The sequence below is a fragment of the Micromonospora sp. NPDC005163 genome (assembly GCF_053599835.1).
Genome location: NZ_JBSFYP010000004.1, coordinates 121684 through 147761, shown reverse-complemented (window position 1 = coordinate 147761; position 26078 = coordinate 121684). Strand labels below are relative to the sequence as shown.

The window sequence follows — 26078 nt, the reverse complement described above, 5'->3', positions numbered from 1 at the left end:
GGCCGGGGTGTTGCGGCGCGGGTACGGTGGGGCCATGGCGCAGTTCGTGGACTGGGATCTGGCCGCCGCCACCGCGGGGGCGTTGAGCAAGTCGGGCCCCCGGGTGTCGTACACCGAGGCCACCGACGTGGTCGGCGACCTGCGGCGGCTGACCGACGAGGCAGCCGGGCACGTGGCCGACTACACGGGGCTGCGGGCGCAGGTGGCGCACCCGCCGGTGCGGGTGGTCGACCGCCGGGACTGGGCCGCCGCCAACATCGCCGGGCTACGCGAGGTGATCACTCCGTTGGTCAGCAGGCTCTCCGGCGACAAGCAGCCCGGCGCGCTGACCGAGGCGATCGGGTCCCGGCTGACCGGGGTGCAGGCCGGCACCGTGCTGGCCTACCTGTCCGGCCGGGTGCTCGGCCAGTACGAGGTCTTCTCCGCCGACCCGGGCCAGCTGCTGCTGGTCGCGCCGAACATCGTCGAGGTGGAGCGCAAGCTCAACGCCGACCCGCGGGACTTCCGGCTCTGGGTGTGCCTGCACGAGGTCACCCACCGCACCCAGTTCACCGCGGTGCCGTGGATGCGGGCCTACTTCCTGAGCGAGGTGCAGGCGTTCGTGGACGCCTCGTCCAGCGGCGGCGAGCATCTGATCGAGCGGCTGCGGCGCGGGGTGGCCACCCTGTCCGAGGCGGTCCGCGACCCGGAGAGCCGGACCAGCGTGCTGGACATCGTGCAGACCCCGGCGCAGCGGGCTGTGCTGGACCGGCTCACCGCGCTGATGACCCTCCTGGAGGGGCACGCCGAGTTCGTCATGGACGGCGTCGGCCCGCAGGTGATCCCGAGCGTCGAGCGGATCCGGGCGTCGTTCAACCGGCGCCGCGAGGCGGGCAACCCGCTGGAGAAGGCGATCCGCCGGCTGCTCGGGGTGGACGTCAAGATGCGCCAGTACGCCGAGGGGCGCAAGTTCGTGCACGGCGTGGTCGAGCGGGTCGGCATGGACGGGTTCAACTCGATCTTCAACTCGCCGCTAACTCTGCCCCGCCTCGCCGAGCTGGGCGATCCGGACGCCTGGGTGGCCCGGGTGCACGGCCCGGCCGGCACCTTCCCGGCCGCCGGCTGATCGTCCGCCGGTGGCCGCACTCGCCCCGCCGGTGGCCGCGATCCGGGTGGCGGTCCGCCGCGCGCTGACCGGGCTGCCGTCCGCTGGTCCGGTGCTGGTCGCCTGCTCCGGTGGCGCCGACTCGCTCGCCCTGGCCGCGGCCACCGCGTTCGTGGCGCCCCGGCTGGGTCGGGCCGCCGGCCTGGTGACCGTCGACCACGGCCTGCAGGCCGGCTCGGCGCAGCGCGCCGAGGCGGTGGCCAGCTGGGCCAGGGAGGCCGGATTCACGCCGGCGACGGTGGTCCGGGTGGAGGTGGCCGGGCGGCCGGGTGGACCCGAGGCGGCTGCCCGGGAGGCCCGCTACCAGGCGTTGACCGAGGTCGCCGGCCAGCACGGCGCGGTCGCGGTGCTCGCCGGGCACACCCGCGACGACCAGGCGGAGACCGTGCTGCTCGCGCTCGCCCGGGGTGCCGGCCCGCGCGGGCTGGCCGGGATGCCCGTCCGCCGGGACCTGGCCGGGGTGCCGCTGCTGCGCCCGCTGCTGGAGATCAGTCGGGAGCAGACCCGCGCCGCGTGTGAGGTGCTCGGGTTGAGCCCGTGGCAGGACCCGCACAACATCGACCCGTCGTACGCCCGGTCCCGGGTGCGGGCCGACGCGCTGCCGGCGCTGGTGCGGGCGCTCGGGCCGGGCGTGCTGGACAATCTGGCGCGTACCGCCCGGCTGGTGGCGGCCGACAACGCCGCCCTCGACGAGTTGGCGGAGACGGCGCTGGCGGCGGCCCGGTGTTCCGACGGAGGGCTCTCCGTGCGGGCGCTGGCCGGCCTGGTCCCCGCCGTGCGCGGCCGGGTGCTGCACACCTGGGCGCGGGAGCTGGGTGCCCTGCCGGGTGCGCTGTCGTATCGGCACGTCAACGCGCTGGACGCCCTGATCACCAAGTGGCACGGTCAGGGCCCCGCCGACCTGCCCGGCGGCATCCGGGTGCTCCGCCGCGCCGACCGACTGGCACCCGTCGCTGTCAGCTGAACGCCCTTTGCGGAGCTGGTGTCGGGCCGATCTCAGCCGGTGTGCGCGCGGTCGCGGAAGGTGGTCCGGTAGCCGTGCGGGGTGGCGCCCACCCGGCGACTGAAGTGGTGGCGCAGCGCCGCCGCGTCGCTGAAGCCGGCCTGGTCGGCGACGGCCTCCACGCTCAACGGGGTCTCCTCCAACAAGCGCCGGGCGAGCAGCACCCGCTGGTTGGTGAGCCAGTCGTGCGGGGTGGTGCCGGTCTCGGCGCGGAACCGGCGGGCGAACGTACGCGGTGCCATGCCGGCCCGGGCGGCCAACTCCTCCACCGTGATCGTCCGGTCCAGGTGCCCCATCAGCCACTCCAGCACCGGCTCCAGGGTGGGGGCCTCGGGCGCCTTCGGGATGGGCGCCTCGATGTACTGCGACTGGCCGCCGTCGCGGTGCGGCGGGACCACCATCCGTCGGGCCAGTCGGGTCGCGGTGGCCGAGCCGTGCTCCTGGCGGATCAGGTGCAGGCAGGCGTCGATGCCGGCCGCGGTGCCGGCGCTGGTGAGCAGCCGGCCGTCCTGGACGTAGAGCGAGTTGCAGCGCACCTGGGCGCGCGGATGTTGGCGTTGCAGCTCGTCGACGTACCGCCAGTGGGTGGTGCACTCCCGGTCGTCGAGCAGCCCGGCCGCGCCGAGCACGAAGGCGCCGGAGCAGACGCTGAACAGGTACGCGCCGCGGGCGTCGGCCCGGCGCAGCGCGTCGAGCACGGGGCCGGGAACGGTGGTGCCCTGGGTGTGCGCGGGCACGGCCACCAGGTCGGCGTCCTCCACCGGGCCGAGATCGGCGTGCGGGGTGAGGTGGAAGCCGGACGAGGTGCGTACCGGCGCGCCGTCGGGGCTGCACACATGGAAGCGGTAACCGGGGAAACCGTCCGCTGTCCGGTCGGTGCCGAACACCTCGGCGAGCACGCCGAGCTCGAAGGGGGCGACCTGGTCGAGGGCGAGGACGGCCACGGAGCGAAGCATGTGACGAGGGTAACCCCAGAGGTGGCAGTAAATCGATGCTCAGCGGCATTCCTGCCACTGTTCGGTCGGCGCGACTCGTCGCAGACTGGTCTCAGTCCGGTGCGCACCGGCGGCGAAACCGACAGCAACCATGCGAAAGTGAGCGCCGCCATGGAGTTCCTGCTCTTCCTCCTGTTCCTTGTCCTGCTCGCCGCCGCCTCGGCGGCCAACCTCACCGTCGACAGTCACGATTCGGCCGACTGGAAGCCTAGCGACGACGGCCGTCGCTGGCAGTCCCGTACCAGCTGATGTGTTTGATGGTTTTTGCGACGAAAATCCCGCGCGGGACCGCGCCAAAAGGTGCGGCCCCGCCGACGGGGGCCATCCGACGTACGGCAGGCTAGGAGTCATGGCTGATGGCTCCTGGTACGACGCCGACATCGACCACGTGATCATCTCCGAGGCCCAGATCCGCGAGAAGACGGCGGAACTGGCCAAGCAGGTCTCCGCCGACTACGCCCACGTGGGCGACGGGCTGCTGCTGGTCTGCGTGCTCAAGGGCGCGGTGATGTTCATGGCGGACTTCGCCCGGGCGCTGGGCCGCAACGGCCCCCCGGCCGAGCTCGACTTCATGGCCATCTCCTCCTACGGCCAGGGCACCACCTCCTCCGGAGTGGTCCGCATCCTCAAGGACCTGGACCGGGACATCGCCGGCCGGCACGTGGTGGTCGTCGAGGACATCGTCGACTCCGGGCTCACGCTCTCCTGGCTGCTGCGCTACCTGGAGTCCCGCTCGGCGGCGAGCGTCGAGGTGGTCGCGCTGTTCCGCAAGCCGGACGCCGTCAAGGTGCCGGTCCCGGTGAAGTACGTCGGCTTCGACATCCCGACCGAGTTCGTCGTCGGGTACGGCCTCGACTTCGACGAGCGCTACCGGGAGCTGCCGTACGTCGGAGTGCTCAAGCCGGAGGTCTACGCCCGGAAGTGACGCCGGCCTGGCGCACACCCCGCTCGGACGCCGGTGTGAGGCCGACTTGCATCGGCACCCATCAAGCCGACGTTCAGCGCACTCTCAGCTCTTCCGGTTACCGTAGAGCCCGGTGGCGCGGAGGTTACTCCGCGCCCGACCCCCTCGATCGCGTGACCGGGCGTTCGGGTGGTCGGGCCGGACTCTCCGCCACGCCGGCTTCTGCCCGGACCCGCCGTACGTTTCGGTGAGGGCTGGCGAGCCTGCCCACGGTGCGCGCCGTCGATGGCGAAGGTGTGCCGAGTGCGGGGCTCGCAAGCTCACTCCTCGCGTACACGGTGTACCGTCGAATGACCGCGGCGCGGCAGTTTTCGCGCTTCGGGGTCGAGGCCGGCCCGCACGGCGGCTCCGGCCGCCGCTCAACCGCGGCGACACCATCAGACGGTCAGGACGTCGATCAGGAGGATGCGGGCGCTCCGGCGCTCGACAACAGTATGGAACGTACGCGTTTCTTCCGCCGACCGGTGGTCTGGATCATCCTGGTCATCCTCGGCGCCGTTGTGCTCAGTCAGCTGTTCACCGCTGGTCCCAGCTACCACCGCGTGGACACTTCCGTTGCGCTCGACCAGCTCCACACCGCCAAGATCAATAAGGTCGTCTTCCAGGACAAGGAGCAGACGCTCCAGCTGGACCTGGCCCAGAAGACGAAGTTCGGCGACACCACCACCAACAAGATCGAGGCCCAGTTCCCGTACCAGGTTGGTGACGAGGTCTGGAACGAGGTGCTGGACGCCAAGTCGGCCAACCGGGTCACCGGCCCGGCCGACGCCAAGGTCTCGTCGGACAGCATCTGGGTGAGCCTGCTGGTCAACCTGCTGCCGATCGCGCTGCTCGTGCTCCTGCTGCTGTTCTTCATGTCGCAGATGCAGGGCGGCGGCTCCCGGGTGCTCAACTTCGGTAAGTCCAAGGCGAAGATGATCACCAAGGACACTCCGAAGACGACCTTCGCGGACGTCGCGGGTGCCGAGGAGGCCGTCGAGGAGCTGTACGAGATCAAGGACTTCCTGCAGAACCCTGCGAAGTACCAGGCCCTGGGCGCCAAGATCCCGAAGGGCGTGCTGCTGTTCGGCCCGCCCGGCACCGGCAAGACGCTGCTGGCCCGCGCGGTCGCCGGCGAGGCCGGGGTGCCGTTCTACTCGATCTCCGGCTCCGACTTCGTGGAGATGTTCGTCGGTGTCGGCGCCAGCCGGGTCCGTGACCTCTTCGAGCAGGCCAAGACGAACGCCCCGGCGATCGTCTTCGTCGACGAGATCGACGCCGTCGGCCGGCACCGTGGCGCCGGCATGGGCGGCGGCCACGACGAGCGGGAGCAGACGCTCAACCAGCTGCTCGTCGAGATGGACGGCTTCGACACCAAGGGCGGGGTCATCCTGATCGCGGCCACCAACCGACCGGACATCCTCGACCCGGCGCTGTTGCGCCCGGGCCGGTTCGACCGGCAGATCCCGGTGGACGCCCCCGACATGGAGGGCCGCAAGGCCATCCTGCGGGTGCACGCCAAGGGCAAGCCGTTCACTCCGGACGTCGACCTCGACGCGGTGGCACGGCGTACCCCGGGCTTCAGCGGTGCCGACCTGGCCAACGTGATCAACGAGTCGGCACTGCTCACCGCTCGCAAGGACCAGCGGGCAATCACCAACGACTCGCTGGAAGAGTCGATCGATCGGGTGATCGCCGGTCCGCAGCGACGGACCCGGGTCATGAGCGACCAGGAAAAGAAGATCACCGCGTACCACGAGGGTGGGCACGCGCTGGTCGCCTGGGCGCTGCCGCACGCCGCGCCGGTGCACAAGGTGACGATCCTGTCCCGCGGCCGCTCGCTGGGCCACACCCTGGTGCTGCCCACCGAGGACAAGTACACCCAGACCCGCGCCGAGATGATCGACACCCTGGCGTACGCGCTGGGCGGTCGGGCCGCCGAGGAGCTGGTCTTCCACGAGCCGACCACCGGCGCCGGGAACGACATCGAGAAGGCCACCCAACTGGCCCGCGCGATGATCACCCAGTACGGCATGAGCTCCAAGCTCGGTGCGATCAAGTACGGCACCAGCGGGGACGAGCCGTTCCTTGGCCGCAACATGGGCCACGAGCGGGACTACTCGGACTCGGTGGCCGCCGAGATCGACGGCGAGATGCGGGCGCTGGTCGAGCTGGCGCACGATGAGGCCTGGGAGATCCTGGTCGAATACCGGGACGTCCTGGACAGCATCGTGCTCGAGCTGATGGAGAAGGAGACCCTCTCCACCGCCGACATGGCCCGGATCTGCGCGCGGGTGGTCAAGCGCCCGCCGCTGGCGCCGTACAACGGCTTCGGCAAGCGCCAGCCCTCCACCGAGCCGCCCGTGCTCACCCCTGCGGAGAAGGACGCGCTCAAGGCACAGGCGCAGGCCGACGGCGCGCAGGCGTCGGTCGGCGGCGGCACCTCGTCCAACAACTCGGACGGCACGCACTGAGCAGCGACCCGACGGCCAGCTCCCCCCACCGGGAGCTGGCCGTCTCCGCGACCGAGCCCGACGGCGACGACGCGCTGGACTACGTGGCCGCACGGCTGATCAGCGGAAAGCTGACCGGCCGCCCGGTCGAGGACGCGGTCGACCTGCGTCGCATCGAGAAGGCGGTCCGGGAGATCCTGATCGCGGTCGGGGAGGACCCGGACCGCGACGGGCTCCAGCAGACCCCGGCCCGGGTCGCCCGGGCGTACGCCGAGCTCTTCGCCGGCCTGCGGGTCGACCCGGCCCAGGTGCTCAGCACCACCTTCGAGGCCAACCACGAAGAGCTGGTGATCGTCCGGGACATCGACGTCATGAGCCTCTGCGAGCACCACCTGCTGCCGTTCCGCGGCAGTGCGCACATCGGCTACATCCCCGGCCCGGACGGACGGATCACCGGCCTGTCCAAGCTGGCCCGTCTGGTCGAGGTCTTCGCCCGCCGCCCGCAGGTGCAGGAACGGCTCACCTCGCAGGTCGCCGACCTGCTGATGACCAAACTCGCCCCACGCGGCGTCGTCGTCGTGCTGGAGTGCGAGCACATGTGCATGGCGATGCGCGGCATCCAGAAGTCCGGTGCGAAGACCATCACGTCGGCCGTGCGCGGCATATTGCAGACGGACTCCAAGTCGCGGGCCGAGGCGATGGCGCTGATCATCCCCCGCTGACACCCGGACGCGTCACCGGCCGGCCGCCCCACCCTGGGACGGCCGGTCGTTGCGTCAGCCGGCCAGCAGGGCGAGCAACAGGCCGGCCGTGACCAGCACCGCCGGCACCAGGCAGACCAGCGCACCGAAGCGAACCGTGCGGTCCAGCCGCTCGCCGGGGGCGGCGCGGAACACCCGCCCGATGCCCACCCAGCCGGCGACGAAGGCGACCGCCGGCATCGGCAGCCCGCAGATCAACGCCGCCACACTCGCCGGGCCCGCCCCGGTCGCCACGAACACCACGACCTGGATCAGCGGCACCAGCAGCGCCAACGGCCCGTACACCAGGAGGTTGCGCCCCCGGGTCGGCCAGGACCCCGGGCGGAACCGGCTGCGCGCGGCCAGCGCCGCGTCCGCCGCCTCGGCCCCACCCCGCGCGGCCCGCAGCGCCGCCAGCACGGCCGCCGGGCCGCCCACCATCGACCGCGCCGCCTCGGTCACCTCCGGCGGGGACGGCACCAACGAGATCGCCGGTACGCCCAGCTCACAAAGCCGTTCCTGCTGGTTCGCGAGCCCGGTGCGGACCACCGTCAGCTCCTCCCGGGCGGCCTCCGCCGAGCGGGCCTGCTCACCGGCGGCGGCTGCCGCGCTGCGGCGTACCCCGTCCAGCTGGCGGGCCGCGGCGAGATACTCCGACCAGGCCGTGGTGGGCTCCGCGCGCGCTGGCGCGACGTCCCCGTCCGGCTCGGCGGTCCGCTGCCGTCCCGGCCCGGTCACCGTCGCGTTCGGACCCATCCCGACACCCCCCGCGCGCACCGCCGGATCACCTGGCCTCGTCGGCGAACGGCACCAGGACCGTGCCCCGCTCGTCCGGCCCGTCCCAGAGCACCGCCCGGTCGGGACGGGCCCGCCACTCCACCGGCCGGCCGAAGACCGCGGCGAGCTGGGCCGCCGGCACATCCAGCACGGCCACGGCCGCGAGCTTGTCCACCTCGCCCTCGGGCTCCAGCAACGCGGCGAACGGTGGCACCGCCCGCCACCAGCCCAGCAGGTGCCGACCCGACGGCGGCCCGTCCCGCAGCAGCGCGCGCAGCCGGTCCACCGGCAGCTCGCGGGGCCCCGGCCGGTCCAGACCGAAGACGACCAGGTAGGTCGGCAGCTCCCCGTCCGCGTCCGCGAGCAGCGTCGGCAGGTCCACCATGGCCGCCGAATGGCGGACGGCCAGCTCCGCCGTCAACGCCTCCGCCAGCGGCCGGGAACCCGGGTCGGGAGCCGCCACCAGGAACCGGGCGGTGCCCGGCGAATGGTGGTCCGCCGTGCTCCGCGCCGCCGTCGCCAGCAGCCCACCCGCCGCCGGGCCGGATCCCAGCACCGCCAGGTTGCGCCCCGCCGCCGACCCCAGCGGTACGGCGACCGTCGAGCGGGCCACGTCCACCGCCCGGCCGAGCAGAGCCGCCGGCCCGTGCGCCTGGCCGGCCAACGCCGCACGGTGTCGCGGATCGTTGCCCAGCGACGGACGGGCGTACCCAGCGAACACCACCGGCGGCACCGACCCGGCCGGCCGTGCCGTCCACAGCTCGTGCCGCAGCCGATCCACCACCCCCGGGTGGTCCTGCGGATCGGGGTGGCGGATCAACCGTTCATGACCGCGGATCGCGCCCCGGGGGCCGCCGAGCCCGCCCGCGGTGTTCACCACCGCGCTGCCCACCGGCAGGCCGGCGGCCGAGTCGTTGGTCGGTTCCAGCACCGGGCTGCCCCCCGGCAGCGCCACCCGCACCGGGAACTGGCCGAGCACCGAATCCCGGTGCCCGGTGTCCGCCCGGCCGCTGAGCCCCAGCTCACCCGCGCCGGCCAGCACCAGGTGTACGCCGTACGCCCGGCCGGCGCGGGCCAGCCCGTCCAGCTGGGCGGCAACCTCGGCGGCCAGCCGGTCCCGCTCGGCGAAGATCAGCGGCAGATTGTCCAGCACGCACACGATCCGGGGCAACGGCCGGTGCTGGCGCAGCTCCGCGAAGCGCTGCCCACCGGCGCGCCCGCCGGCCTCGGCCCGGCGCTGCACCTCGACCGTCAACTGATCCAGCAGGTCCCGGACGTACTCCCGATCCGCGGCCATCGCCGCCGCGCGCACCTGCGGGATCCAGGACCGGTCCCGCTCGGTCTGGAGGAACTCCACGAAGGACTCGCCGTCGCCCAGATCCACCAGGTAGAGCGCCAGGTCGTCCGGGCCGTACCGGGCGGCGAGCCCGAGCAGCGCCGTGGTCAGGAACGCCGCGCGACCCGCACCGGACCGGCCACTGACCAGCCAGTGCGGGGTCAGCTCGGTGAAGCCCAGCGGCACCGGGCGGCCCCCGGCGTCACCAACCGTGGTGGTCAACCCGTCCACCGAATCCGACTGCCACAGCCCCTCACCCGTCGCCGGCAGCAGATCCGCCAGCGCCAACCGGGAACCCGCCTCCACCTGCGCGGCGAGCCGCCGACAGACCGCGTCGACCAGGTCGGCCGGCGGGTCCGCCTCGACGAAGACCGGCGAGTTCAGCCCGCCCGGCGAATCGGCGCCGGGGCTGGCGAAGGACGCCCCCGGCGGGTCACCGAGCAGCGCGTACGCGTTGCGCAGCACCAGCGGTGTGGCGCGCGGCAGTGGCCCCCGAGCCGCGTACGGGCCGGCGGGCGGCCAACCGGCCACCACTAGATGCAGCCCGGCCGCCGGCCCCTGCTCAGCCAACGCCTCGACCCGTGCCAGGTCGGTCGGGCCGGTCAGCTCCGGCAGCGCGGCCACCACCAGCAGCAGCGTCCGGTCATGCCGGCGTCGCCCACTCGCCCCCGGCGCGACCCACTGCTCCGCCTCGGTCAACACCGCGCGCAAACCCGCCACATCCACCGCCGGCGGCGGCAACAGGCCGGCATCCGCCAGCGCCCCGAACGGGGTGAGCACACCCCCCGTGGCGTCCACCGCGCGCACCAGCAGGGCGCCCGCCGGTGCCGCCGCCAGCGACCGCAGCAGCACAGCCCGAATCAACCCCGCCACCCGCGGTTCCCGGGCGTCGGTGTCCACGCTCAGATGCCCGGTGCCGACCAGCGGCACCAGCGCGGGAAAACGGGCGTCGTCCAGCGGTGCCGCGGTGCCCACCCGCACGAAGGACGGCGGGCCGTCGCCGGCCGGCGAATCCACGGTCAGCGAGTCCAGGGCGGCCCCCGACCATCCCGGAGCCAGCCGCGCGGCCACCGCCCGCAGCCGGTCGGCCACCTCGTACTGGCGGCGCTGATCGGCGGGGGCCGGTCGGGTCTCGTCCAGGATGCCGGCCGCGGCGGTCGCGACAGCCGCAGCCCGCCGGTGCAGAGCTGCGGCGCGGTTCGTGCGTGCCTTCGGACCGGCCACCGCGTCCACCCCCTCTGCCCGAGGTTGGCAACCCCTCCCTGAGCAGAGACGGTATCCCAGCCAGGGCCCCTCCTCCGGGAGGTGTCGCGGCGGTGCGCCGGTGTTGTCGTGGATGTCACCGGTGGGGAGGGGTCCGTCACGATCCGCTGGATCTGAGGCATTGGCTCCGGGGCGTCCAGCCGTTAGCTTCAGGGGGTGGAATCAGTGCAGCCCCCCGCCGGTTCCCAGGTCTCCCGCGTACCGGCCCAGCGGACGCCGTCCGAGCAGCTGCCGCCCGCCCCGGCCACGCCAGCGCCGCAGCAGCCACGCCGCCGGGTACGCACCGTGCTCACCGTGGTCGCCGGGGTGCTCGCTGTGCTGATGTTGAGCGGGATCATTGCAGGTGTGGTGCTTTACAACCGAGCTGCCGCCCCGGACCGCAGCGCGCCCGACGTGGTCGTGGACAACTACCTGCGCGCGTTCCTCGTGGATCGCAACGATACGAGGGCAGACCTCTTCACCTGTAAGGGCGGTGCGGACCTTCAGGCCGTGCGGGACCTCCGCCTTGAGGTGGAGCAGCGTGAGTCCAAATTCCACGTCACTGTGCGAGTCAGCTGGGGCCCGTTGACCAGGACTCCGTCTCGTGACGGTGAATCCGTTGGCACGACGCTCATCATCGCCGGGTCTGCCGATGGCGTCCCTCGGAGCAGCCGACGAGAGGACTGGTTGTTCAATGTCGTCGAGGACGATGATGGTTGGCGGGTCTGCGGCGGCACACGAGCCGGTTGATCGTCACTCGATCCACAACAGGTGGACGGGAACCTCCAGAGTGGTGGGGGACTGGCCTCGCCAGGCCCAGCGATACCACTCCACCTCAGGCGCGATCCGGACGCAGATGTCTCCCTCGGCACCCGAGTAGGTTTCGGTCACCGCCCGCAGGTCCCGGTGCTCCAGGCCGCCTTCGATGTGCACCACGCGGCGCCCGGTGACGGCATCCGCCTCGAAGACCGGCGTGGGGGGCCGATGGGCCGGGCCGTCCAGTGAGACCAGCCGGATCCCGCTGGCCCGGGTGTCGGCCGGCTCGGGCCGGTCGCCGACCGTCTCCACCCAGACCCGATCGACCGGCACCAGCGGCGCGAACACCTCGACCTGGTCGGCCTCGGCCCGGTACCACTCGTGCTCGGGGATCACTGGCACATAGGTCCGGGCGCCCTGTACCACCCGGTCGTCCGCCCGCAGGTCGCCCCGCCAGCCCAGCCCCGGCAGCCCGACCAGCACCCGTCGCCCGCGCAGCTCCACGCGCTCGGTGGCCGGCACGATCGCCAGTGGTCGGGGTGGCCGAGGCGCCCAGTCGGGCTGGTCGGCGAACGGGTCCGGCAGGGGTCCGGTCATGCCCGTGGTGGCCTCACTCCGCGCTACGCAGCGGGGCGCCCCGCTCGCGCATGAACGGTATCGGATCGATGGCGCCGCGGCTGGTGCGGTCGTTGCGCAGGTGCACCTCGAAGTGCAGGTGCGGGCCGGACGAGTTGCCGCTGCTGCCGACCTGCCCGATCACCTCACCGGCCGGCACGATCTGATCGGGCGACACCCGGGGGCGGACCACCATGTGGCAGTACCGGGAGATGTACCCCCCGGCGTGCAGCAGGTCGACGAACCAGCCGCAGCCGCCCTTGCCAGGGTGCCCGTCCACGTCGCAGTCCTTTCGGCCACGGTCGTCCGGGTCGCATCGGGCGACCAGGACCCGGCCGGCGGCGGCGGCGCGGATCTCGGTGCCCTTGGCCGCGCCGATGTCGACCCCGTTGTGGCTGGGTCGGCTGCTGGTGCGGAAGCCGGAGCCGACCTCGCCCGGGATCGGAGCGGTCCAGCCGGAGGCGGCGATCTGACCGCGCTCGGCCGCGTTGCACACCGCCTTGCCGTTGATCTCGATCGTGCGCGCCGCGCCGCCGGCCAGCGCGTCGACGATCCGGCTGGCCAACTCCTCGTGCTTGGCGTAGGCGTCCGGGTAGGCGCTGATCTGGACCTGCTGCGCCACCACCGTCAGCGGCCGGCGCTGCCAGCTCTGCACCTTGACCAGCTTTTCGTAGAACTTGCGGGCCGTGTACGCGGGGGTCATCCGCTCGGTGACGCTGCCCCACCCCGGCCGCTGCTGGAACAGCCCCAGCGAGTCATGGTCGGCGCCGACGCCCTCATGCGGTAGTGCCAGTGACGCGGGAACGCCACTGTTCGCCAGGTTGCGCAGTGCGGATTCCTGCATCGCGGTAGCCAGGGCGATCACCCAGCCCCGTGACGGCACCCCCAGGTCCTGGCCGACCTTGATGATGATGGCGGCGTTGCGGATTTGCGCATCGCCGTACTCGGTGAACCGCGGCAGCTCGCCGGCGATGTCCACCGGACGGATTGGGCCACAGCCCCAGCCGGCGAGGGCGTCCCCGTTCTCCGCGTCGCCGCCGAGGCCACTGAGGAAGAACGCCGCCGTCCCCCCGGTGCAGCAGAGCAGGAGCAGCACGCCAGTGAGCATTGTGGCGAGCACACCGACCCGCACCGGTCGACGGAGGGCGCGGCTGCCGGCGTTCATTGCCGCTCCCAATCCACCACGTCGACCAGCCAGCCGCCATCCGCAGCGAGCAACTCCAGCCGGAGCCGGCCGGTGTCGAGGGGCAGCACCACCTCGACGAACGTCTCGGTGCGCGACCGCACCGCCGGTGGGCCGGTCACCTCCTCGGCCGGGACCCCGCCGGAATCGACGCCGACCAGCTTCTCGGTCAGCGCCGCTGTGGACAGCGGGCGCAGGCCGGCCTGCCACTGTTCGGCAGTCATGCCGGGGCGGCCGAGCCAGGCCGTGGTGAACCGGTCGGCGGTCTGTTCGGGCGTGCGGTCGCCCGGTCGGGTCACCGGTGACGGTGGAGCTTCGGTGGAGATCGCGCCATCGTCGCCGGCTGTCGGGTCCACGGTGGTGATCGGCCGGTCCGGCCGGCTGCTCAACCCGTCCGCCGGGTCGGACGGATCGGAGACCAGCCGGGCCGCCCCGAGCACCCCGAAGACGAGCACCGCGATCACCAGCGCCACCCCCAGCCGGGACCGCAGAACCCGCGTGAACAGGAACTCCATTGCGCGTCGCATCGCCATCACCGCGCCTCTGAGCGCACCCGCGGTCCGGTGCGGTCCGGCGCACGCTCTGTGGAGCCCGGTCGGTAGACCACGAACGACGGATTCTCCGCTGGCACGTCCGGCTCGGTCCAGGTCGCCGGCTGCCGGCGACGGGGTTGGGGCGCCACCGGTCGGCCCCGGCCGCCGGTCGCCTCCTTCGGCACGTCGTCCGCGCGTTCCTGACCATCCGGGCGCTCGGCGCCGGGACGCCGGCCGTCGACCTGGGCCGTCGGCGCCAGGACCGGGTCTTCCCGCCGCGCCTCCGGGCGCAGCGTGGTCTGCTCCGCCACGGGTGAGCGACGGCGGCCGCCCACCGGCTCCGCCGTGCCGCCCGGCTCTGCCACGTCCAGCCGTGCCGCGGTCCGCATGTCCCGGAAGAACCGGCGGTGCCAGGACCCGGCCGAACTGACCGCCTCGCTGCTGTCCTTGCCGCCGAGCTGGGTGATCCGACGGTAGGGCCGCAGCAGCAGCCAACCGACCACCCCGCAGAGCCAGACCAGCACCACCTGGAGCCAGCCGGGCAGGGTTGGTGTGCTCATGATCAGGTCAACCGCGAACAGGTAGATCGCTGCCCCGGTACCGAAGATGGCGATATTGAAGACCGCGGCCACCACGGCGTTCGCGAGCCGCCGCAGCCCAGCGCTGGCTGGTCGGAGCAGACCGACGGTGCCCAGGATCGGTGCCGCGATCACTGCCCACCGGAAGATGAGGAAGCCCAGCAGGACCAGCAGCGACGCGGTCAGATCGAACATGGCGAACAGCACCGACGCCAGCACCGCGATGAAGCCGGCACCCACCCGGTCCATGTCGCGGACACCCTGGAGGTACTCGTACGCCTCTGGGTCCTCGGTCTGGATCTGCTGAGCAACCCGGGCCCACTGCTGCTGCTTGGCCTTGATCGTCGCTTCTCGGGTGGCCGGGTTGGCGCGCAGCTTCTCGGCCTCGTCCCAGGAGAGCGACTTGGCGTCGTAGAGCGCCGGACCGTACTTGCGAGCGGTTTCACTGTCGGCCGAGCCGAGCACACCCCGTAGCCAGTTCCGGTAGAGCATCGCCTCGGTGGCGGTGTCACTGGCCCGCACGGCGGGCGGGCGATTGTCCTTGCAAGCCGCGGGATTCGGATCGTCGCACTGGTCCGGCGGGGTGTCCCGGGCTGCGGGACCCACGGCGTCGTGCACCACACCCAGTGTGGTGACCAACGTGCCGTCCGCGATGTTCGCCGATTTGACCGGCCAGGCGGCAAGCGCGGTGACCGCCACCATCACCAACAGCGCCCAGCCCGCAGTGGTCATGGCGTTGCTCATGTCTGACTGGCGGGAGCGCCAGAGCAGGTACAGCCCCACCACGCAGAGCGTGACGATGCCGAAGACACTGAACACCTTCTGATAGACGGCCTTGGTCGCCTGCTCGACCAGCGGATCGGCCCAACCCCACATCGAACGGGGGTCCCAGGCCCGCTCACGCAGTGCGTTCGAGGCGCCGACGATCGCGGTCGCGATCATGAACTCGCCGTTCGCCACGGTGGTGGTGAACTTGTAGTCCGGATGGAGGACCGACGACGCGCATCCGCCTGGGATGTCGTACGTCGGATAGCTGTAACCGGCGTAGCCGTAGTCGCTGTAGAGGCCCTTCGGCCCCAACTGCTTGGCGGAGTCCGGCCGGCCGGCGAACCAGCCGGCGAGGCCGGAGTCGGGGGTGCCGGGGGTCGGTGCGTTTCGGCAGGTGACCTCGTCCTCGCTGACCTCCTTGAGTTTCGCCACGCAGGCCCGGAAGTCGGCCTGCCACTCCGGTGTCGTGCAGAGGTCGGCGCGTGCCTGGGCGGCGGGCGGGGCGGCGGCGGCCGCCTCCGCGCCGATCAGCGGCCAGGTGAGGGAGGCCCCGGCCAGTACGCCGAGGGCGAGCAGGAACGCCGCGATCCGTGCCCGGGTCCTGGGGCCCCTGTCGAGGTCCCTGGTCGGCCTGCGGCGGGGCCAAGCGACGACCGGCTGCGTTGGAGGTCCGTCGGGATGCAACGCCGGTGTCCGGCCGAACCTCCGCCTTGCCGGACGTCGTCTGGGCTCCGCCTCGGCTCGACTGAGGACCTCGACGCGGCCCCTAGCCATGTCACGCCTCCAGATCCGGCAGGGGGATGCTCGGGAGTACTCCGGCCGCTGCGGCGATCGCGGCGGGCGTCGTATCGAGGTGGTCCAGCAGCCCTTCGACGTACGAGACGTCGACGCGAACCTTCTGCACCCGCCCGTCGACGTCGCGCATCACGAACTCGCGGAAGCCGAGGCGGTTGGCCGAGCTGGTGTCGGCGGCGGAGAGCGACGCCAGGGTGGCCTCGTACCCGTCGTTGACGGGCACCCGGAGCAATCGCAGCGCTTCGGAGGCGATCTCGGCGTCTTCGGCGATCCGGCCGACGAAGACGGTGGAGACGAGGTTCTGCACGTCGAGGCCGAGGATGTCGCGCGGGTTCTGAGAGGCGACGAGTGCGGCAAGGTTCCACTTGCGGGAGTCCCGGGCGAGCCGGACGAGGAACGACCGCCCGGACCGCCAGCCCTCCATGAAGTGCGCCTCGTCCAGGCCGACGAGCTTGCGCGACGACATGGATCCGCCGTAGCAGCGGCGGACGGCGAGCCGGTGCGCGGTGTGCAGCATCGGCAGGGCGAGTGCCTCCTCGGCGGACCAGTACTCCCGTTCGATCTTGAGGTCGGGCAGCCGCAGCCCGGCCATGGTGATCACCGTGAGCGCCGCGTCGGCGCCGAGCAGCCCCTCCGGCGGTCGGCCGAAGAAGAGCATGGCCAGTGGCATCTCGGCGGTGTCGAGCAGGAGGTTGGCCAGTTCCTTCCCGGCATCGTCGTCGAGTTGCCCGAGGCAGCTCACCACGTCGTCCAGGGTGGAGGTCTCCTCGGCGGGAACCTGACGGACCGCGTGCCGGAACAGGGTGGCGGTGGACGCCTCGCGGGCCACCTGCGGCGGCACCAGCATCATGCAGATGTCCTGGACCAGCATCCGGCGCTCGGCCCGGGCGTTGGAGACCGCGATCTCGAACTCACGGTCGCCGGAGGCGCCAACGCCGAACTCACTGCGCAGCGGCGTCGGGATCAGCGAGTAGGGCGCCAGGGTGCCTTGCTCGGAGCCGGTCAGGTTCAGCACCCGGGAGTACGGCCGCAGCTCCGGCATGGCGCAGAGCCGGGCCAGCGGCCCGGACGGGTCGAGCAGGGTCACCTGGACCCCTCGCCGTGCGGCCAGGTAGCCCAGCGCGCCGAGCAGGGTCGACTTGCCACCGCCCGGCTCCGCCACGAAGACCGCGAGCCCGGAGCGTTCCCGGACCTCCATGGGGAAGTGCAGGTCGAGGAAGACCGGGCGGCGGCAGGTGCCGGCGGTCCGGCCGATCAGGTCGCCCCGCCGGTCGCCCACGTTGGAGGCGGCCTGGGGGAGCGCGGCGGCGAGCAGCGGGACCGGCATCCGACGGACGTAGCCGGTGTTGGCGATCGGCTCGCCGGGGATGAACTCGCGGGCCAGCCAGTCCTGGTTCTTCGGGTGCTGGAGCGAGATGCGCAGCTCCCGGGAGTAGAGCTGGATGAGCCGGCGGGCCCGTTCCAGGCACTCCTCCCGGGTCCGGCCGCCGACCGCGATCCGGTGCCAGCCGTGAGCGCGGGCCGAGTCGACCGGCAGCCCGGTGGTCATCTCGTCGCCGATCACCAGCGCGCGCTTGGCCAGCCGCTCCAACTCGGGCGGCGCGTCGATGCCGTGTTCGGCGTAGTCGAGCTGCTGCGAGCGGATCATCCGCAGCCGGTGTTCGAGATTGCGGAACGAGTCGCCGGAGCCGAGGATGTCGACCCGGGTGGAGATCTCCATCGGCCAGGGCAGGCGCTCGTGGAAGTGCAGCCACGGCTCGTGCCGTTCCGGGATCTCCAGCGGCTCCATCCGGCCGACGGCGAGCACGGCGACGTGCCGTTCCTCGCCGGTCATGCGGTTGACCAGCTTCACGGTCGAGCCGTACGGGGTGCGGTAGCGCTCGACCTGCTCGGTCAGGGCGAGCAGGTCACCCCGCTCCCAGCGACCGTTGGTCACCGGGGAGAGCGTGCCCGGAGGCGCCATGCACAGCGCCACCGAGCGGTAGAGCAACCACTCCAGCTCTTGGGCGGTGACCCGCCGACCGCGCATGCCGAACGCGCCGAGCACCTCGTCGAACTGCTCCACGGTGCGGCCCAGCTTGCGGCGTTCCCCCTCGGCGGTGCCGCGCCCGAAGGTGCGCAGCAACCGCTCGGTGAGCGAGTCACCGAGCGACCGGCGGGCGAAGGTGACCCCCAGGTAGGTCTGCCCCTCGGCGTGGTTGACCGCCATCAGGTGCCGCTGGGCGGCGACCAGGTGGTCGGCCCAGCCGGTGGTGCCGGGCACGTCGGGCAGCGGCGCCGGGGTGTGCGCGTCGATGGTGCGGGCCCACTCGTCGGCGGGGAACGGCCGGGTGGTGCGGCGCAGGTGCAGCCGGAAGCCGGCCAGGCCGGCGTACTGCTCGGAGATCGCCGAGAGCAACGCCTCGCGTTCGGCGTCGGGCCGGAAGGCCCAGCGCACCTCGGGCAGCCAGTACCAGGCGGTGACCGTGTTCGGGGTGAAGGTCAGGTGGCCGGCGATCTCGGTGATGGCCAGTTCGACTGACGGGTCCCGGTCCCCAAATTTGATCTTCGGGGCGCGGACGCGGACCGGCCGGGTCGGCCGGTCCTGTCGGCTCACGGCCTTTTGCCGGGGCGCGGCTATTTCCCGCCCGGTCGGCTCCGCGCCGCCCGGTCCCGGCCGCGCCGGGCCGCGGCGTGGCGCGCGTTCCAGGGCCGGCCGGTCCGTCGGGGCGGCGCTGGACGGCCCGGCCGTCGGGCGGCCGACCGGCGCGGCGCTGGGCGGTCGGGTCGTCGCATCGGTGGTCGACGACGTGGGCGCACCCGCGGCGGTCGCGTCGGCCTCGTCCGATGGCCGGAGCATCGGAAGCCGGTCGCCGGCCTGGTGTGGCACCCGGGACTCGCCCGCGGGACTGCCGCCGCGGCGGCGCGGCTCGACCGGCCGCCCGCTGCTGGTGGGGGCGTCGCCGTGGGCCCAGGGCGGTTCCAGGTCGGGTGCCCGGTCCGGCACCCGGTGGGCCGGTCGGGACGGCTCGGCGGCGGGCGGCTGCTGCTGCGGGATCGCCGGCAGCTCCCGGGGCGCCGGGGCGGCACGCGTCGCGCCCGGCCGGGACGCGTCGAAGAGATCCAGGAACGGGGAGTCGATGTCGGCGTTCTCGCCGGCCGACACCGCGCTCGGCTCGGCGGGCGGCGTCCGGCGGGGCACTGGACGGGGGGCCTGGAAGACCCCGACCGCACCGTGGCCGGGCGACGTCACCAGCGCGGGATCGAGCGCGACCTCGTCCTCGGATTCGGTGTAGTCGAATGACTGCGCACCGTGACCTGCCGGCGCGGCCGGACGGCCGGCCGGGGAACCCGGCGTGGAAGAGCGACTCATGCGACCGCCTTAGAGACTGTCGGGAGACCCCGCAGCGGCTGCGGCGGGCCCAGCCGACGACCGGCGGCGTTGGGGATTGGTCCGGATACAACACCGGTATCCGGACCAATCCCCGCCTTGCCGGATCGCCGCCTGGACTCCGCCTCGCTCGCCCCGAGGTCTACCGACAGCCTCTTACCCGCGTCGTGCGACGGACCGATCGGCGTACGCCCGGTCATGCCAGCTCCTCCCGGATCCTGATCCGGCTGCCGACCAGGCGCGGGTCGCGCTGCTCGATCGCCGGCTCCCGGGTGCGTCGCCAGTCGGTCAGCGCGGTGCGGATGACCACCCGCGCCGGCCGGTCCGGGTCGACGTGCCGGAAGATGAACGACGTGGTCACGATGGCGAGCGCGATCTCCCAGGCCGGGAAGAGCTCGACCGTCAGCGTGAACAGCCAGTGGATGAACATGTAGAGGGGGACGAGCAGCATGAAGAGCCCGTACTGGGCGTACGGCAGGTGGACCGGAAGGGTGTAGCCGGGCGGCCCGAGGTAGACCAGGCGGGCCCGGTAGATGTCGTCGTCGGTGCGCAGCCGCATCTGGGAACGCGCCTATTCGAAGATCAGGTCGATCAGGTAATCGCCGACGAAGAAGAGTGTGGCCGCGCCGGCGATGAACGCCAGCCCGACGATCGCGATCGCGGAGCTGGTCAGCACCTTGGAGATCTCGCCCCGGCTGGCCCGCCCGATGAAGATGACGCCCAGCACGGCGAGCAGGATCGGCGCGATCTTGCTGGCGAAGAAGGTGACCACACTGTTGGTGTCGATCCCCTTCGGTGCCGGCTCGGCGAGCGGAGCGGACGCCAGGGTGGAGAGCGCGTGGGCGACGCCGGACGACGCCGTCTCCATGAGCTCGAAGGCGATCACTGGAACCTCCCCATATCGCGGCCGGCGGTGCCGCGGCGGTGCAGTAGGCAAGCCTGGCGGGAAATGTGCTCACAGGGCGCAGCGTTCTCGACCCTGCGTTCGTTACTCACCACAGAGAGTGGCGAGCTTTGGGCGGTTTTTCCCCGCTTCGGCCCTCCCTCCAGGCTTCGCCATCTCGATGCTGGCCAATTCCAAAGCGTACGGGCCGCCCCGGATTGCGACAAGCCGCGAAGGGACTGCCCGTTGCTGCCCGGACGACCGATCGTACACCTGTTCCAATGCGCACGTCAGGGATGGTGGCTCGGGGGTGGACCCGGGTCGGCCGGGCCGACCTCCACGACCGGTACCGTCTAGTCGTGACCGATCTGGTGCGGGCCCCGGGCCCGGTGGTGATGGGCGTCCTCAACGTCACGCCGGACTCCTTCTCCGACGGCGGACGGTACGCCGACCTGGGCGCGGCCGTCGGACACGGCGTCCGTCTGCGTGCTGCGGGGGCGCACCTGGTCGACGTCGGCGGTGAGTCGACCCGCCCGGGTGCCGAAAGGATCGACGCGGTGACCGAGGCCGAGCGAGTGCTGCCGGTCATCCGCGAGCTGACCGCCGCCGGGGTGCCGGTCAGCATCGACACCAGCCGCGCCCGGGTGGCCGAGGCGGCCCTGGGCGCTGGCGCGGTCGTCGTCAACGACGTCTCCGGCGGGCTGGCCGACCCGGACATGGCCCGGGTGGTCCGCGACGCCGGCTGTCCCTGGGTGCTGATGCACTGGCGTGGCCACTCACGGGAGATGCGTGAGCTGGCCAGCTACACCGACGTGGTGGCGGACGTCCGGGCCGAGCTGGCCCAGCGGATCGACGCGGCGCTGGCAGCCGGAGTGGCCGCCGACCGCATCGTCGTCGACCCCGGCCTCGGCTTCGCGAAGACGGCCGCGCACAACTGGGAGTTGAGCGCCCGCCTGCCGGAGCTGCTCGACCTCGGGTACCCGCTGCTCTTCGGCGCCAGTCGCAAGTCCTACCTCGGCCGACTGCTCGCCGGCCCGGACGGAACGCCGCGACCCACCGCGCAGCGGGAGGCGGCCACCGTCGCCACCAGCGTGCTCGCGGTCGCGACGGGTGCCTGGGGGGTACGCGTGCACGACGTCCAGGCCACCGCCGACGCGCTCGCCGTCTGGGTCGCCACTGGCAGACCGCGTGTGGCCCCCGCCCATGCCGGTCACGAGCGAGAGGGAAAGCGATGACCGACCGGATCGAGCTGACCGGCCTGCGGGCCCGGGGCCGGCACGGGGTGTACGACTTCGAACGGGTCCAGGGACAGGATTTCGTCGTCGACGCCGTACTGGAGATGGACCTCGCCCCGGCCGCCGCCACCGACGATGTCAACTTCACCGTCCACTACGGCGAGCTGGCCGAACGCCTGGTCGCGGTGGTGACCGGCGAGCCGGTCAACCTGATCGAGACCCTCGCCGACCGGCTGCTCGCGGTCTGCCTGGCCGACGAGCGGGTCACCAGCGCCACCGTCACCGTGCACAAGCCGGAGGCGCCGGTGCCGCACACCTTCACCGACGTGGCCGTCACCATGAGCCGGGCGCGTGCCCGGTGACCCGGGCCGTGCTCTCGCTCGGTAGCAACCTGGGCGACCGGCTGGGCCACCTGCGTACGGCCGTCGCCACGCTCGGGGACAGCGTGCTGGTGCTCTCCGGCGTGTACGAGACTCCACCGTGGGGTGACGCCGATCAGCCCGCGTACCTCAACGCGGCGCTGCTGGCCCAGGATGACGCCGCGACCCCACGCGACTGGCTGGAGCGGGCGCGGGCCGCGGAGCGCGCGGCCGGTCGGGTCCGTGACCCGCGGCGGCGGTTCGGGCCGCGCACCCTCGACGTGGACGTGATCGCGGTCTGGGGCGACGACGACGAGCCGGTGCTCAGTGACGACCCCGAGCTGACCCTGCCGCACCCCCGGGCGCACCTGCGCGCCTTCGTGCTGCGACCGTGGATCGACATCCAGCCGTACGGGCAGCTGCCCGGTCACGGCTGGCTGACCGACCTGCTCACCGCTGGTCCGGTCGCCGACGACGCGCTGGATCTGCGCCCCCGACCGGAACTGGCGTTAGAGTCGACGGCATGACCGAGCGGAGCCGGCCGGCATGACGCAGGCGAAGTCCCCACCACCGGGCGGGCCGGGCCCGGACCGGTCGCGGATGGGCCCCACCCGGATCTCCAGCCTGGTCGTGGCCGCCCTGGCCGCGGCGGCGGTGGCCTGGCTGCTGATCAGCACCCTCTACTACAGCGGCATTCCCCGGCTGCCCTGGCTGCCGGTGGTGACGCTGGCCGCGCTCGCGGTGCTCGAGGCGTACGCCGCCGTCAACACCCGGGGCCGCATCGAACGCAAGCCCGGCCGTGATCCGGTCAACCCGCTGATGGTCGCCCGGTTCGTGGTGCTGGCCAAGGCGTCGGCGCTGGCCGCGGCCATTTTCGCCGGCTTCTACGCCGGGCTGACCGGCTGGCTCTTCGTCGAGACCACGCGGGCCGCCACGGAGGATCGGCCGGCCGCCGGGGGTGGTCTGCTCGCCTCGCTGGCGCTGGTGGGCGCCGCGCTCTGGCTTGAGCGTTCCTGCCGGGTGCCGGAGCGCCCGGACGACGAGCGTGAGCCCGACCAGCGGGAGAGCCGCCCCGGCCAGCGCTGACCAGGGGGTTACGCCCGGCTCCGGGCGCGGGTACGGTGCCTGCGATCGGAGAGCAACGGCCGCCCCGGTCCGTCCGCGTGTACCGGACCGGGGACGGCCGGCCACTGGGGAGGCGGCGTCATGGGGTACGAAGAAGCGGGCCGGGAAGGGTCGGTAGAGCCCTCGTCCGGGGTGCCCGCCGCCGTTCTGGAGAACGTCTTCGACGACCCCAGCCAAGGTGAGCCCGGTCGGGACCGGGTCGGCGTGCACCTGGGGTGGGAGGTCCTGCTGCTGGCCGGTGTCGCCACTCTGGGCTGGCTGCTCTGGCGGGCCGACTCGGACGTGCTGCGTGGCGACAGCCTGCGCACCCTGCTGGTCGGCCTGGTCGGGCTCGGGCTGCTCACCCTCGCGGCCGGGCTGAGCCTGCGTACCGCCGCTCCGAACCTGGCCGTCGGGCCGGTCGCGGTCGCCGCCGCGCTGCACTACGCGGAGCAGGGTGACCAGGGTCTGGTGGCGTCGGTCGGTCCGGCGGTCGGGGTCGCCGCGCTGGCCGGGCTGGCGCTGGCGCTGGCGGTGGTGGTGCTGCACGTGCCGGGCTGGGCGGCCAGTCTCGCCGGCGCCGCCGGGGTGGTGGTGTACATCGAACGCCGGTCGGCGCCCGTGCTGGTGCAGGGCGACTACGACCCCGGGCGGAGCGCCGGCTACCTCTTCGCCGGTTTCGCCGCGGTGGCGGTCCTCGGCGGGCTGTTCGGCGCCATCCGGGCGATCCGCCGGCTGGTCGGCCGGTACCGGCCGGTCACCGACCCGGCCCGTCGCCGGGGAGTGATGGCTGCCGTGGTCACCGCGTTCGCACTGGTCGGCTCCACCGTGCTTGCCGCCCTCGCCGGCGTGCTGCTCGCCGCCAACGGCCCCGGGCCGGTCACACCCGATCCCGGGCTGGACTGGACCGTGCTGGCGATCGGGGTGGCCCTGCTCGGCGGCACCAGCGCGTACGGCCGTCGGGGTGGCCTGCTCGGCACTCTGCTGGCGGTGGGCCTGGTCACGGTCTTTCAGGCGTACGCGCTGGCGCGCGGCTGGACGTTCGACCACTGGACGGTCGGCGGCGTCGCGCTCGGCGTCGGACTGCTGGTCACCCGCCTGGTCGAGACGTTCGGGCGGCCCCGGACGGGCAGCACCGACACGCCCGAGCCGGTCGGCGACGGCACGATCAGCACGGGCTGGACGATGCCGCGGTCGCAGCCGGTCGACACCTGGCCTCCCACCCTGCCGACGCCGGCCGCGCCGCAACCGGTCGACCCGTGGCGGGATCCGCGCTGGGAGGACAGCCCGCGCCGGTGGGACGACGGCGAGCGGTGAGCCGTGTCGCGTCCGCTGAGCCGGAGCTGATCTCGACCGTTAGGCTCGGCGGCATGACCGACACACCTGCCGCCACCCCCGGCGGATCCTCGTTCGAGGAGCTCGACGCGCTGTCTACCGAGGAGCTGCGGGAGCGGGCGTTCGCCCGGGCCCGGGAGCACCGTGACGTGGGTTTCTACTGGTCGGTGCTGCGGCACCTGCCGAACGCGGACGAGGCGACGGTGCTGGACGGCGCGCCGAATTCGATCGGCCCGACCATCGACGAGGCGAATGCTCTGTGGCGGGAGCTGACCGGCCACGGTTACGAGGAGTCGGCCCCGCTGCTGCGGGCCGCCTTCATCGACTACCTGTTGAAGCACTGAGCCGGCCGGGGCGGCCCAGGTCCACCCGGTCGGTCGGCTCGGGGTCTGGGCGGATCATCGCGCGGTTCACCCGCACCGGCCCGGCCAGCCGGTACGGTACGGCCGCCGGCACCGGCGCGCTCGCCGTGCTGCTGCTGGTCGGGATCTGCGGCAGCCCGGCGTACACCGGATGGGTCGGCACGCAGACCGACCCGGCGTCGGCCGGCGCTTACTACCTGCGTCTGCTCGCCTGGCCCGCCTGGCGGCTGGACGCGGACGGGCAGCCCGGCGGGTTGCTCGCCGCCGACCTGCGGGCCGTCCTGCTGGTGGTCCTCGCGGTGGCTCTGCTCTACCTGCTGCCCACCGCCCAGGTGGCCCGGGTGCCGGGCCCGGTGAGCCAGTTCTTCTCCGGCTGGGCCGCGTACGTGCTGGCCGGTGGGCTCGCCGCCGTGCTGGCGGCGCCGTTCGGCCAGGACCCGTCGCTGCTCGGCGCGTTGCAGGATGCCAGCAGCGGCGCCGGCTACGGCTTCCTCTGCGGTTGGATCATCGGCGCCGCCAGCCTCGGCGGCCGGGCCTGACCCGACCGGTCGAGCCGGGCGGGTCAGCCCGTCACGCGACCGAGGTCGAGCAGGCGCTGCCGGCTGAGCGCGCCCACGGGTCGGCCGCCGTCGGTCACCACGAGCCGGTCCCGTCCGGACGTGAGCAGCACCGCCAGCGCGTCGTACGCGGAGCCGTCCAGCGGCACGGTGGGCAGGTCCGCCTCGGCGTCGCCGGGCACCGGCTCCAGCGCGTCCCGGTCGAGCTGGGTGACCGCGAGCCGGCGGATGCCCCGGTCGGCCCCGACGAACTCGCGCACGAACGGGGTGGCGGGCGCGCCGAGCAGGGCGGCCGGCGTGTCGTACTGCTCCAGGTGCCCGCCCTGGGAGAGCACCGCGATCCGGTCGCCGAGCCGGACCGCCTCGTCGAGGTCGTGGGTGACCAGCAGGATCGTCTTGCGGACCTCGGCCTGGAGTCGGAGGAACTCCTCCTGGAGACGGGCCCGGACGATCGGGTCGACGGCCGAGAACGGCTCGTCCATCAGGAGCACCACGGGGTCGGCGGCGAGCGCACGGGCCACCCCGACCCGCTGCCGCTGCCCACCCGAGAGTTCGTGCGGGTAGCGGCGGCCGAACTGGGCCGGGTCCAAGCCGACCAGGTCGAGCAGCTCGTCGACCCGGACCCGGGTCTGGTCACGGGACCAGCCGAGCAGCCCGGGCACGGTGGCCACGTTCGCCCGGACCGTCTGGTGTGGAAACAGCCCGACGTTCTGGATCACGTAGCCGATCCGGCGGCGCAGCCGCACCGGGTCGACGTCGGTGACGTCCTCGTCACCGAGCAGGATCCGCCCGGCGGTGGGCTCGATCAGCCGATTGACCATGCGGAGCACCGTCGACTTGCCGCAGCCGGACGGGCCGATCAGCACCACCAGCTCGCCGGCCCTGACCTCCAGGGTGAGGTCCCGGACGGCCTCGGTGCCGTTCGGGTAGCGCTTCTGGATGCCCTGAAGGGAGATCGACGCCGCGCGAGGGGAGTCGGTCCCGCCGGCGGCCTCCGGGGTAACGTCCACGT

The 26078-nt window shown here is 73.0% G+C and carries 25 protein-coding genes; 14 read left to right on the top strand and 11 right to left on the bottom strand.

From position 1 onward, the window contains the following. Nucleotides 1-34 precede the first annotated feature (34 nt). Nucleotides 35-1105: a zinc-dependent metalloprotease gene (locus tag ACWD6N_RS05565; protein WP_387324186.1), complete on the top strand. Its 1071-nt coding sequence runs from the start codon at nt 35-37 to the stop codon at nt 1103-1105. 10 nt (nt 1106-1115) lie between these two features. Further along, complete coding sequence (tilS, locus tag ACWD6N_RS05560; protein ID WP_387324189.1) at nt 1116-2108, top strand: tRNA lysidine(34) synthetase TilS; 993 nt, start codon at nt 1116-1118, stop codon at nt 2106-2108. A gap of 32 nt (nt 2109-2140) precedes the next feature. Here tilS and ACWD6N_RS05555 read toward each other — a convergent pair whose 3' ends face one another. Beyond that, nucleotides 2141-3103, bottom strand: a complete 963-nt coding sequence (locus tag ACWD6N_RS05555; protein WP_387324192.1) for a GlxA family transcriptional regulator — start codon at nt 3101-3103, stop codon at nt 2141-2143. Between the two features lie 138 nt (nt 3104-3241). Between ACWD6N_RS05555 and ACWD6N_RS05550 the strand changes: the two genes are divergently transcribed. The 4 genes from ACWD6N_RS05550 to folE all read left to right on the top strand — a co-directional run bounded on the left by ACWD6N_RS05550 (nt 3242) and on the right by folE (nt 7260). Continuing rightward, nucleotides 3242-3391, top strand: a complete 150-nt coding sequence (locus ACWD6N_RS05550; protein WP_387324653.1) for a hypothetical protein — start codon at nt 3242-3244, stop codon at nt 3389-3391. Between the two features lie 100 nt (nt 3392-3491). Beyond that, nucleotides 3492-4067 (top strand): hypoxanthine phosphoribosyltransferase, encoded by a 576-nt coding sequence (gene hpt / locus ACWD6N_RS05545; protein ID WP_354963420.1) that lies wholly within the window; start codon nt 3492-3494, stop codon nt 4065-4067. 473 nt (nt 4068-4540) lie between these two features. Continuing rightward, nucleotides 4541-6559 (top strand): ATP-dependent zinc metalloprotease FtsH, encoded by a 2019-nt coding sequence (gene ftsH, locus ACWD6N_RS05540; RefSeq protein ID WP_354963421.1) that lies wholly within the window; start codon nt 4541-4543, stop codon nt 6557-6559. A 35-nt stretch (nt 6560-6594) separates the two neighbouring features. Then, nucleotides 6595-7260 (top strand): GTP cyclohydrolase I FolE, encoded by a 666-nt coding sequence (gene folE / locus ACWD6N_RS05535; protein ID WP_354963659.1) that lies wholly within the window; start codon nt 6595-6597, stop codon nt 7258-7260. Nucleotides 7261-7314: 54 nt separating this feature from the next. Here the strand turns inward: folE and ACWD6N_RS05530 are convergent, their stop codons facing one another. Together ACWD6N_RS05530 and ACWD6N_RS05525 are read right to left on the bottom strand one after the other, a co-directional pair. Then, the gene (locus ACWD6N_RS05530; RefSeq protein WP_387324195.1) at nt 7315-8034 is read right to left on the bottom strand and encodes a hypothetical protein; all 720 of its coding nucleotides are present in this window, start codon (nt 8032-8034) and stop codon (nt 7315-7317) included. Nucleotides 8035-8062: 28 nt separating this feature from the next. Continuing rightward, the gene (locus ACWD6N_RS05525) at nt 8063-10624 is read right to left on the bottom strand and encodes an FtsK/SpoIIIE domain-containing protein (protein WP_387324198.1); all 2562 of its coding nucleotides are present in this window, start codon (nt 10622-10624) and stop codon (nt 8063-8065) included. Nucleotides 10625-10819: 195 nt separating this feature from the next. Between ACWD6N_RS05525 and ACWD6N_RS05520 the strand changes: the two genes are divergently transcribed. Next, entirely contained in the window at nt 10820-11383 is a 564-nt protein-coding gene (locus tag ACWD6N_RS05520) for a hypothetical protein (RefSeq protein WP_387324625.1), read from the top strand. Between the two features lie 3 nt (nt 11384-11386). On the opposite strand, the gene ACWD6N_RS05515 is transcribed toward ACWD6N_RS05520, so the two are convergent. The 7 genes from ACWD6N_RS05515 to ACWD6N_RS05485 all read right to left on the bottom strand — a co-directional run bounded on the left by ACWD6N_RS05515 (nt 11387) and on the right by ACWD6N_RS05485 (nt 20117). Then, nucleotides 11387-11986 carry a hypothetical protein gene (locus ACWD6N_RS05515; protein WP_387324201.1) on the bottom strand — a complete coding sequence of 200 codons (600 nt, stop codon included), beginning with the start codon at nt 11984-11986 and terminating at the stop codon, nt 11387-11389. Between the two features lie 13 nt (nt 11987-11999). Further along, complete coding sequence (locus ACWD6N_RS05510; protein WP_387324203.1) at nt 12000-13169, bottom strand: M23 family metallopeptidase; 1170 nt, start codon at nt 13167-13169, stop codon at nt 12000-12002. Next, nucleotides 13166-13723 carry a hypothetical protein gene (locus ACWD6N_RS05505; RefSeq protein WP_387324205.1) on the bottom strand — a complete coding sequence of 186 codons (558 nt, stop codon included), beginning with the start codon at nt 13721-13723 and terminating at the stop codon, nt 13166-13168. Before ACWD6N_RS05505 ends, ACWD6N_RS05510 begins: the two co-directional genes overlap by 4 nt. Beyond that, nucleotides 13720-15654, bottom strand: coding sequence for an MFS transporter (locus ACWD6N_RS05500; RefSeq protein WP_387324627.1), 1935 nt, complete (start codon nt 15652-15654; stop codon nt 13720-13722). Before ACWD6N_RS05500 ends, ACWD6N_RS05505 begins: the two co-directional genes overlap by 4 nt. Nucleotides 15655-15841: 187 nt before the next feature. Further along, nucleotides 15842-19213 carry an ATP-binding protein gene (locus ACWD6N_RS05495; RefSeq protein WP_387324207.1) on the bottom strand — a complete coding sequence of 1124 codons (3372 nt, stop codon included), beginning with the start codon at nt 19211-19213 and terminating at the stop codon, nt 15842-15844. A 214-nt stretch (nt 19214-19427) separates the two neighbouring features. Beyond that, nucleotides 19428-19790 carry a hypothetical protein gene (locus tag ACWD6N_RS05490; RefSeq protein WP_007466101.1) on the bottom strand — a complete coding sequence of 121 codons (363 nt, stop codon included), beginning with the start codon at nt 19788-19790 and terminating at the stop codon, nt 19428-19430. 12 nt (nt 19791-19802) lie between these two features. Further along, nucleotides 19803-20117 carry a hypothetical protein gene (locus ACWD6N_RS05485; protein WP_030327982.1) on the bottom strand — a complete coding sequence of 105 codons (315 nt, stop codon included), beginning with the start codon at nt 20115-20117 and terminating at the stop codon, nt 19803-19805. Nucleotides 20118-20473: 356 nt separating this feature from the next. Between ACWD6N_RS05485 and folP the strand changes: the two genes are divergently transcribed. The 7 genes from folP (at nt 20474) to ACWD6N_RS05450 (ending at nt 25048) form a co-directional block, all read left to right on the top strand. Then, nucleotides 20474-21349 carry a dihydropteroate synthase gene (gene folP / locus ACWD6N_RS05480; protein ID WP_387324210.1) on the top strand — a complete coding sequence of 292 codons (876 nt, stop codon included), beginning with the start codon at nt 20474-20476 and terminating at the stop codon, nt 21347-21349. Then, nucleotides 21346-21711 carry a dihydroneopterin aldolase gene (gene folB, locus ACWD6N_RS05475; RefSeq protein ID WP_387324213.1) on the top strand — a complete coding sequence of 122 codons (366 nt, stop codon included), beginning with the start codon at nt 21346-21348 and terminating at the stop codon, nt 21709-21711. Before folP ends, folB begins: the two co-directional genes overlap by 4 nt. After that, nucleotides 21708-22235, top strand: coding sequence for a 2-amino-4-hydroxy-6-hydroxymethyldihydropteridine diphosphokinase (gene folK, locus ACWD6N_RS05470; protein ID WP_387324215.1), 528 nt, complete (start codon nt 21708-21710; stop codon nt 22233-22235). The genes folB and folK overlap by 4 nt, the downstream gene beginning before the upstream one ends. Before the next feature lie 19 nt (nt 22236-22254). Beyond that, nucleotides 22255-22794, top strand: coding sequence for a DUF3180 domain-containing protein (locus tag ACWD6N_RS05465; RefSeq protein ID WP_387324218.1), 540 nt, complete (start codon nt 22255-22257; stop codon nt 22792-22794). Between the two features lie 120 nt (nt 22795-22914). After that, nucleotides 22915-24129, top strand: a complete 1215-nt coding sequence (locus ACWD6N_RS05460) for an ABC transporter permease (RefSeq protein ID WP_387324220.1) — start codon at nt 22915-22917, stop codon at nt 24127-24129. A gap of 53 nt (nt 24130-24182) precedes the next feature. Continuing rightward, the gene (locus ACWD6N_RS05455) at nt 24183-24491 is read left to right on the top strand and encodes a hypothetical protein (RefSeq protein ID WP_089021851.1); all 309 of its coding nucleotides are present in this window, start codon (nt 24183-24185) and stop codon (nt 24489-24491) included. A gap of 125 nt (nt 24492-24616) precedes the next feature. Next, nucleotides 24617-25048: a hypothetical protein gene (locus ACWD6N_RS05450; RefSeq protein WP_387324223.1), complete on the top strand. Its 432-nt coding sequence runs from the start codon at nt 24617-24619 to the stop codon at nt 25046-25048. A gap of 23 nt (nt 25049-25071) precedes the next feature. On the opposite strand, the gene ACWD6N_RS05445 is transcribed toward ACWD6N_RS05450, so the two are convergent. Then, nucleotides 25072-26076 carry an ABC transporter ATP-binding protein gene (locus ACWD6N_RS05445; protein WP_387324226.1) on the bottom strand — a complete coding sequence of 335 codons (1005 nt, stop codon included), beginning with the start codon at nt 26074-26076 and terminating at the stop codon, nt 25072-25074. Nucleotides 26077-26078 lie beyond the last annotated feature (2 nt).

Coding starts and splice junctions, on each gene's coding strand:
- ACWD6N_RS05565 (WP_387324186.1), top strand. CDS start 35: ATGGCGCAGTTCGTGGACTGGGATCTGGCCGCCGCCACCGCGGGGGCG.
- ACWD6N_RS05530 (WP_387324195.1), bottom strand. CDS start 8,034: ATGGGTCCGAACGCGACGGTGACCGGGCCGGGACGGCAGCGGACCGCC.
- ACWD6N_RS05510 (WP_387324203.1), bottom strand. CDS start 13,169: ATGAACGCCGGCAGCCGCGCCCTCCGTCGACCGGTGCGGGTCGGTGTG.
- folB (WP_387324213.1), top strand. CDS start 21,346: ATGACCGACCGGATCGAGCTGACCGGCCTGCGGGCCCGGGGCCGGCAC.
- ACWD6N_RS05460 (WP_387324220.1), top strand. CDS start 22,915: ATGGGGTACGAAGAAGCGGGCCGGGAAGGGTCGGTAGAGCCCTCGTCC.
- hpt (WP_354963420.1), top strand. CDS start 3,492: ATGGCTGATGGCTCCTGGTACGACGCCGACATCGACCACGTGATCATC.
- ftsH (WP_354963421.1), top strand. CDS start 4,541: ATGGAACGTACGCGTTTCTTCCGCCGACCGGTGGTCTGGATCATCCTG.
- ACWD6N_RS05495 (WP_387324207.1), bottom strand. CDS start 19,213: ATGAGTCGCTCTTCCACGCCGGGTTCCCCGGCCGGCCGTCCGGCCGCG.
- ACWD6N_RS05490 (WP_007466101.1), bottom strand. CDS start 19,790: ATGCGGCTGCGCACCGACGACGACATCTACCGGGCCCGCCTGGTCTAC.
- ACWD6N_RS05515 (WP_387324201.1), bottom strand. CDS start 11,986: ATGACCGGACCCCTGCCGGACCCGTTCGCCGACCAGCCCGACTGGGCG.
- ACWD6N_RS05465 (WP_387324218.1), top strand. CDS start 22,255: ATGACGCAGGCGAAGTCCCCACCACCGGGCGGGCCGGGCCCGGACCGG.
- ACWD6N_RS05555 (WP_387324192.1), bottom strand. CDS start 3,103: ATGCTTCGCTCCGTGGCCGTCCTCGCCCTCGACCAGGTCGCCCCCTTC.
- ACWD6N_RS05455 (WP_089021851.1), top strand. CDS start 24,183: ATGACCGACACACCTGCCGCCACCCCCGGCGGATCCTCGTTCGAGGAG.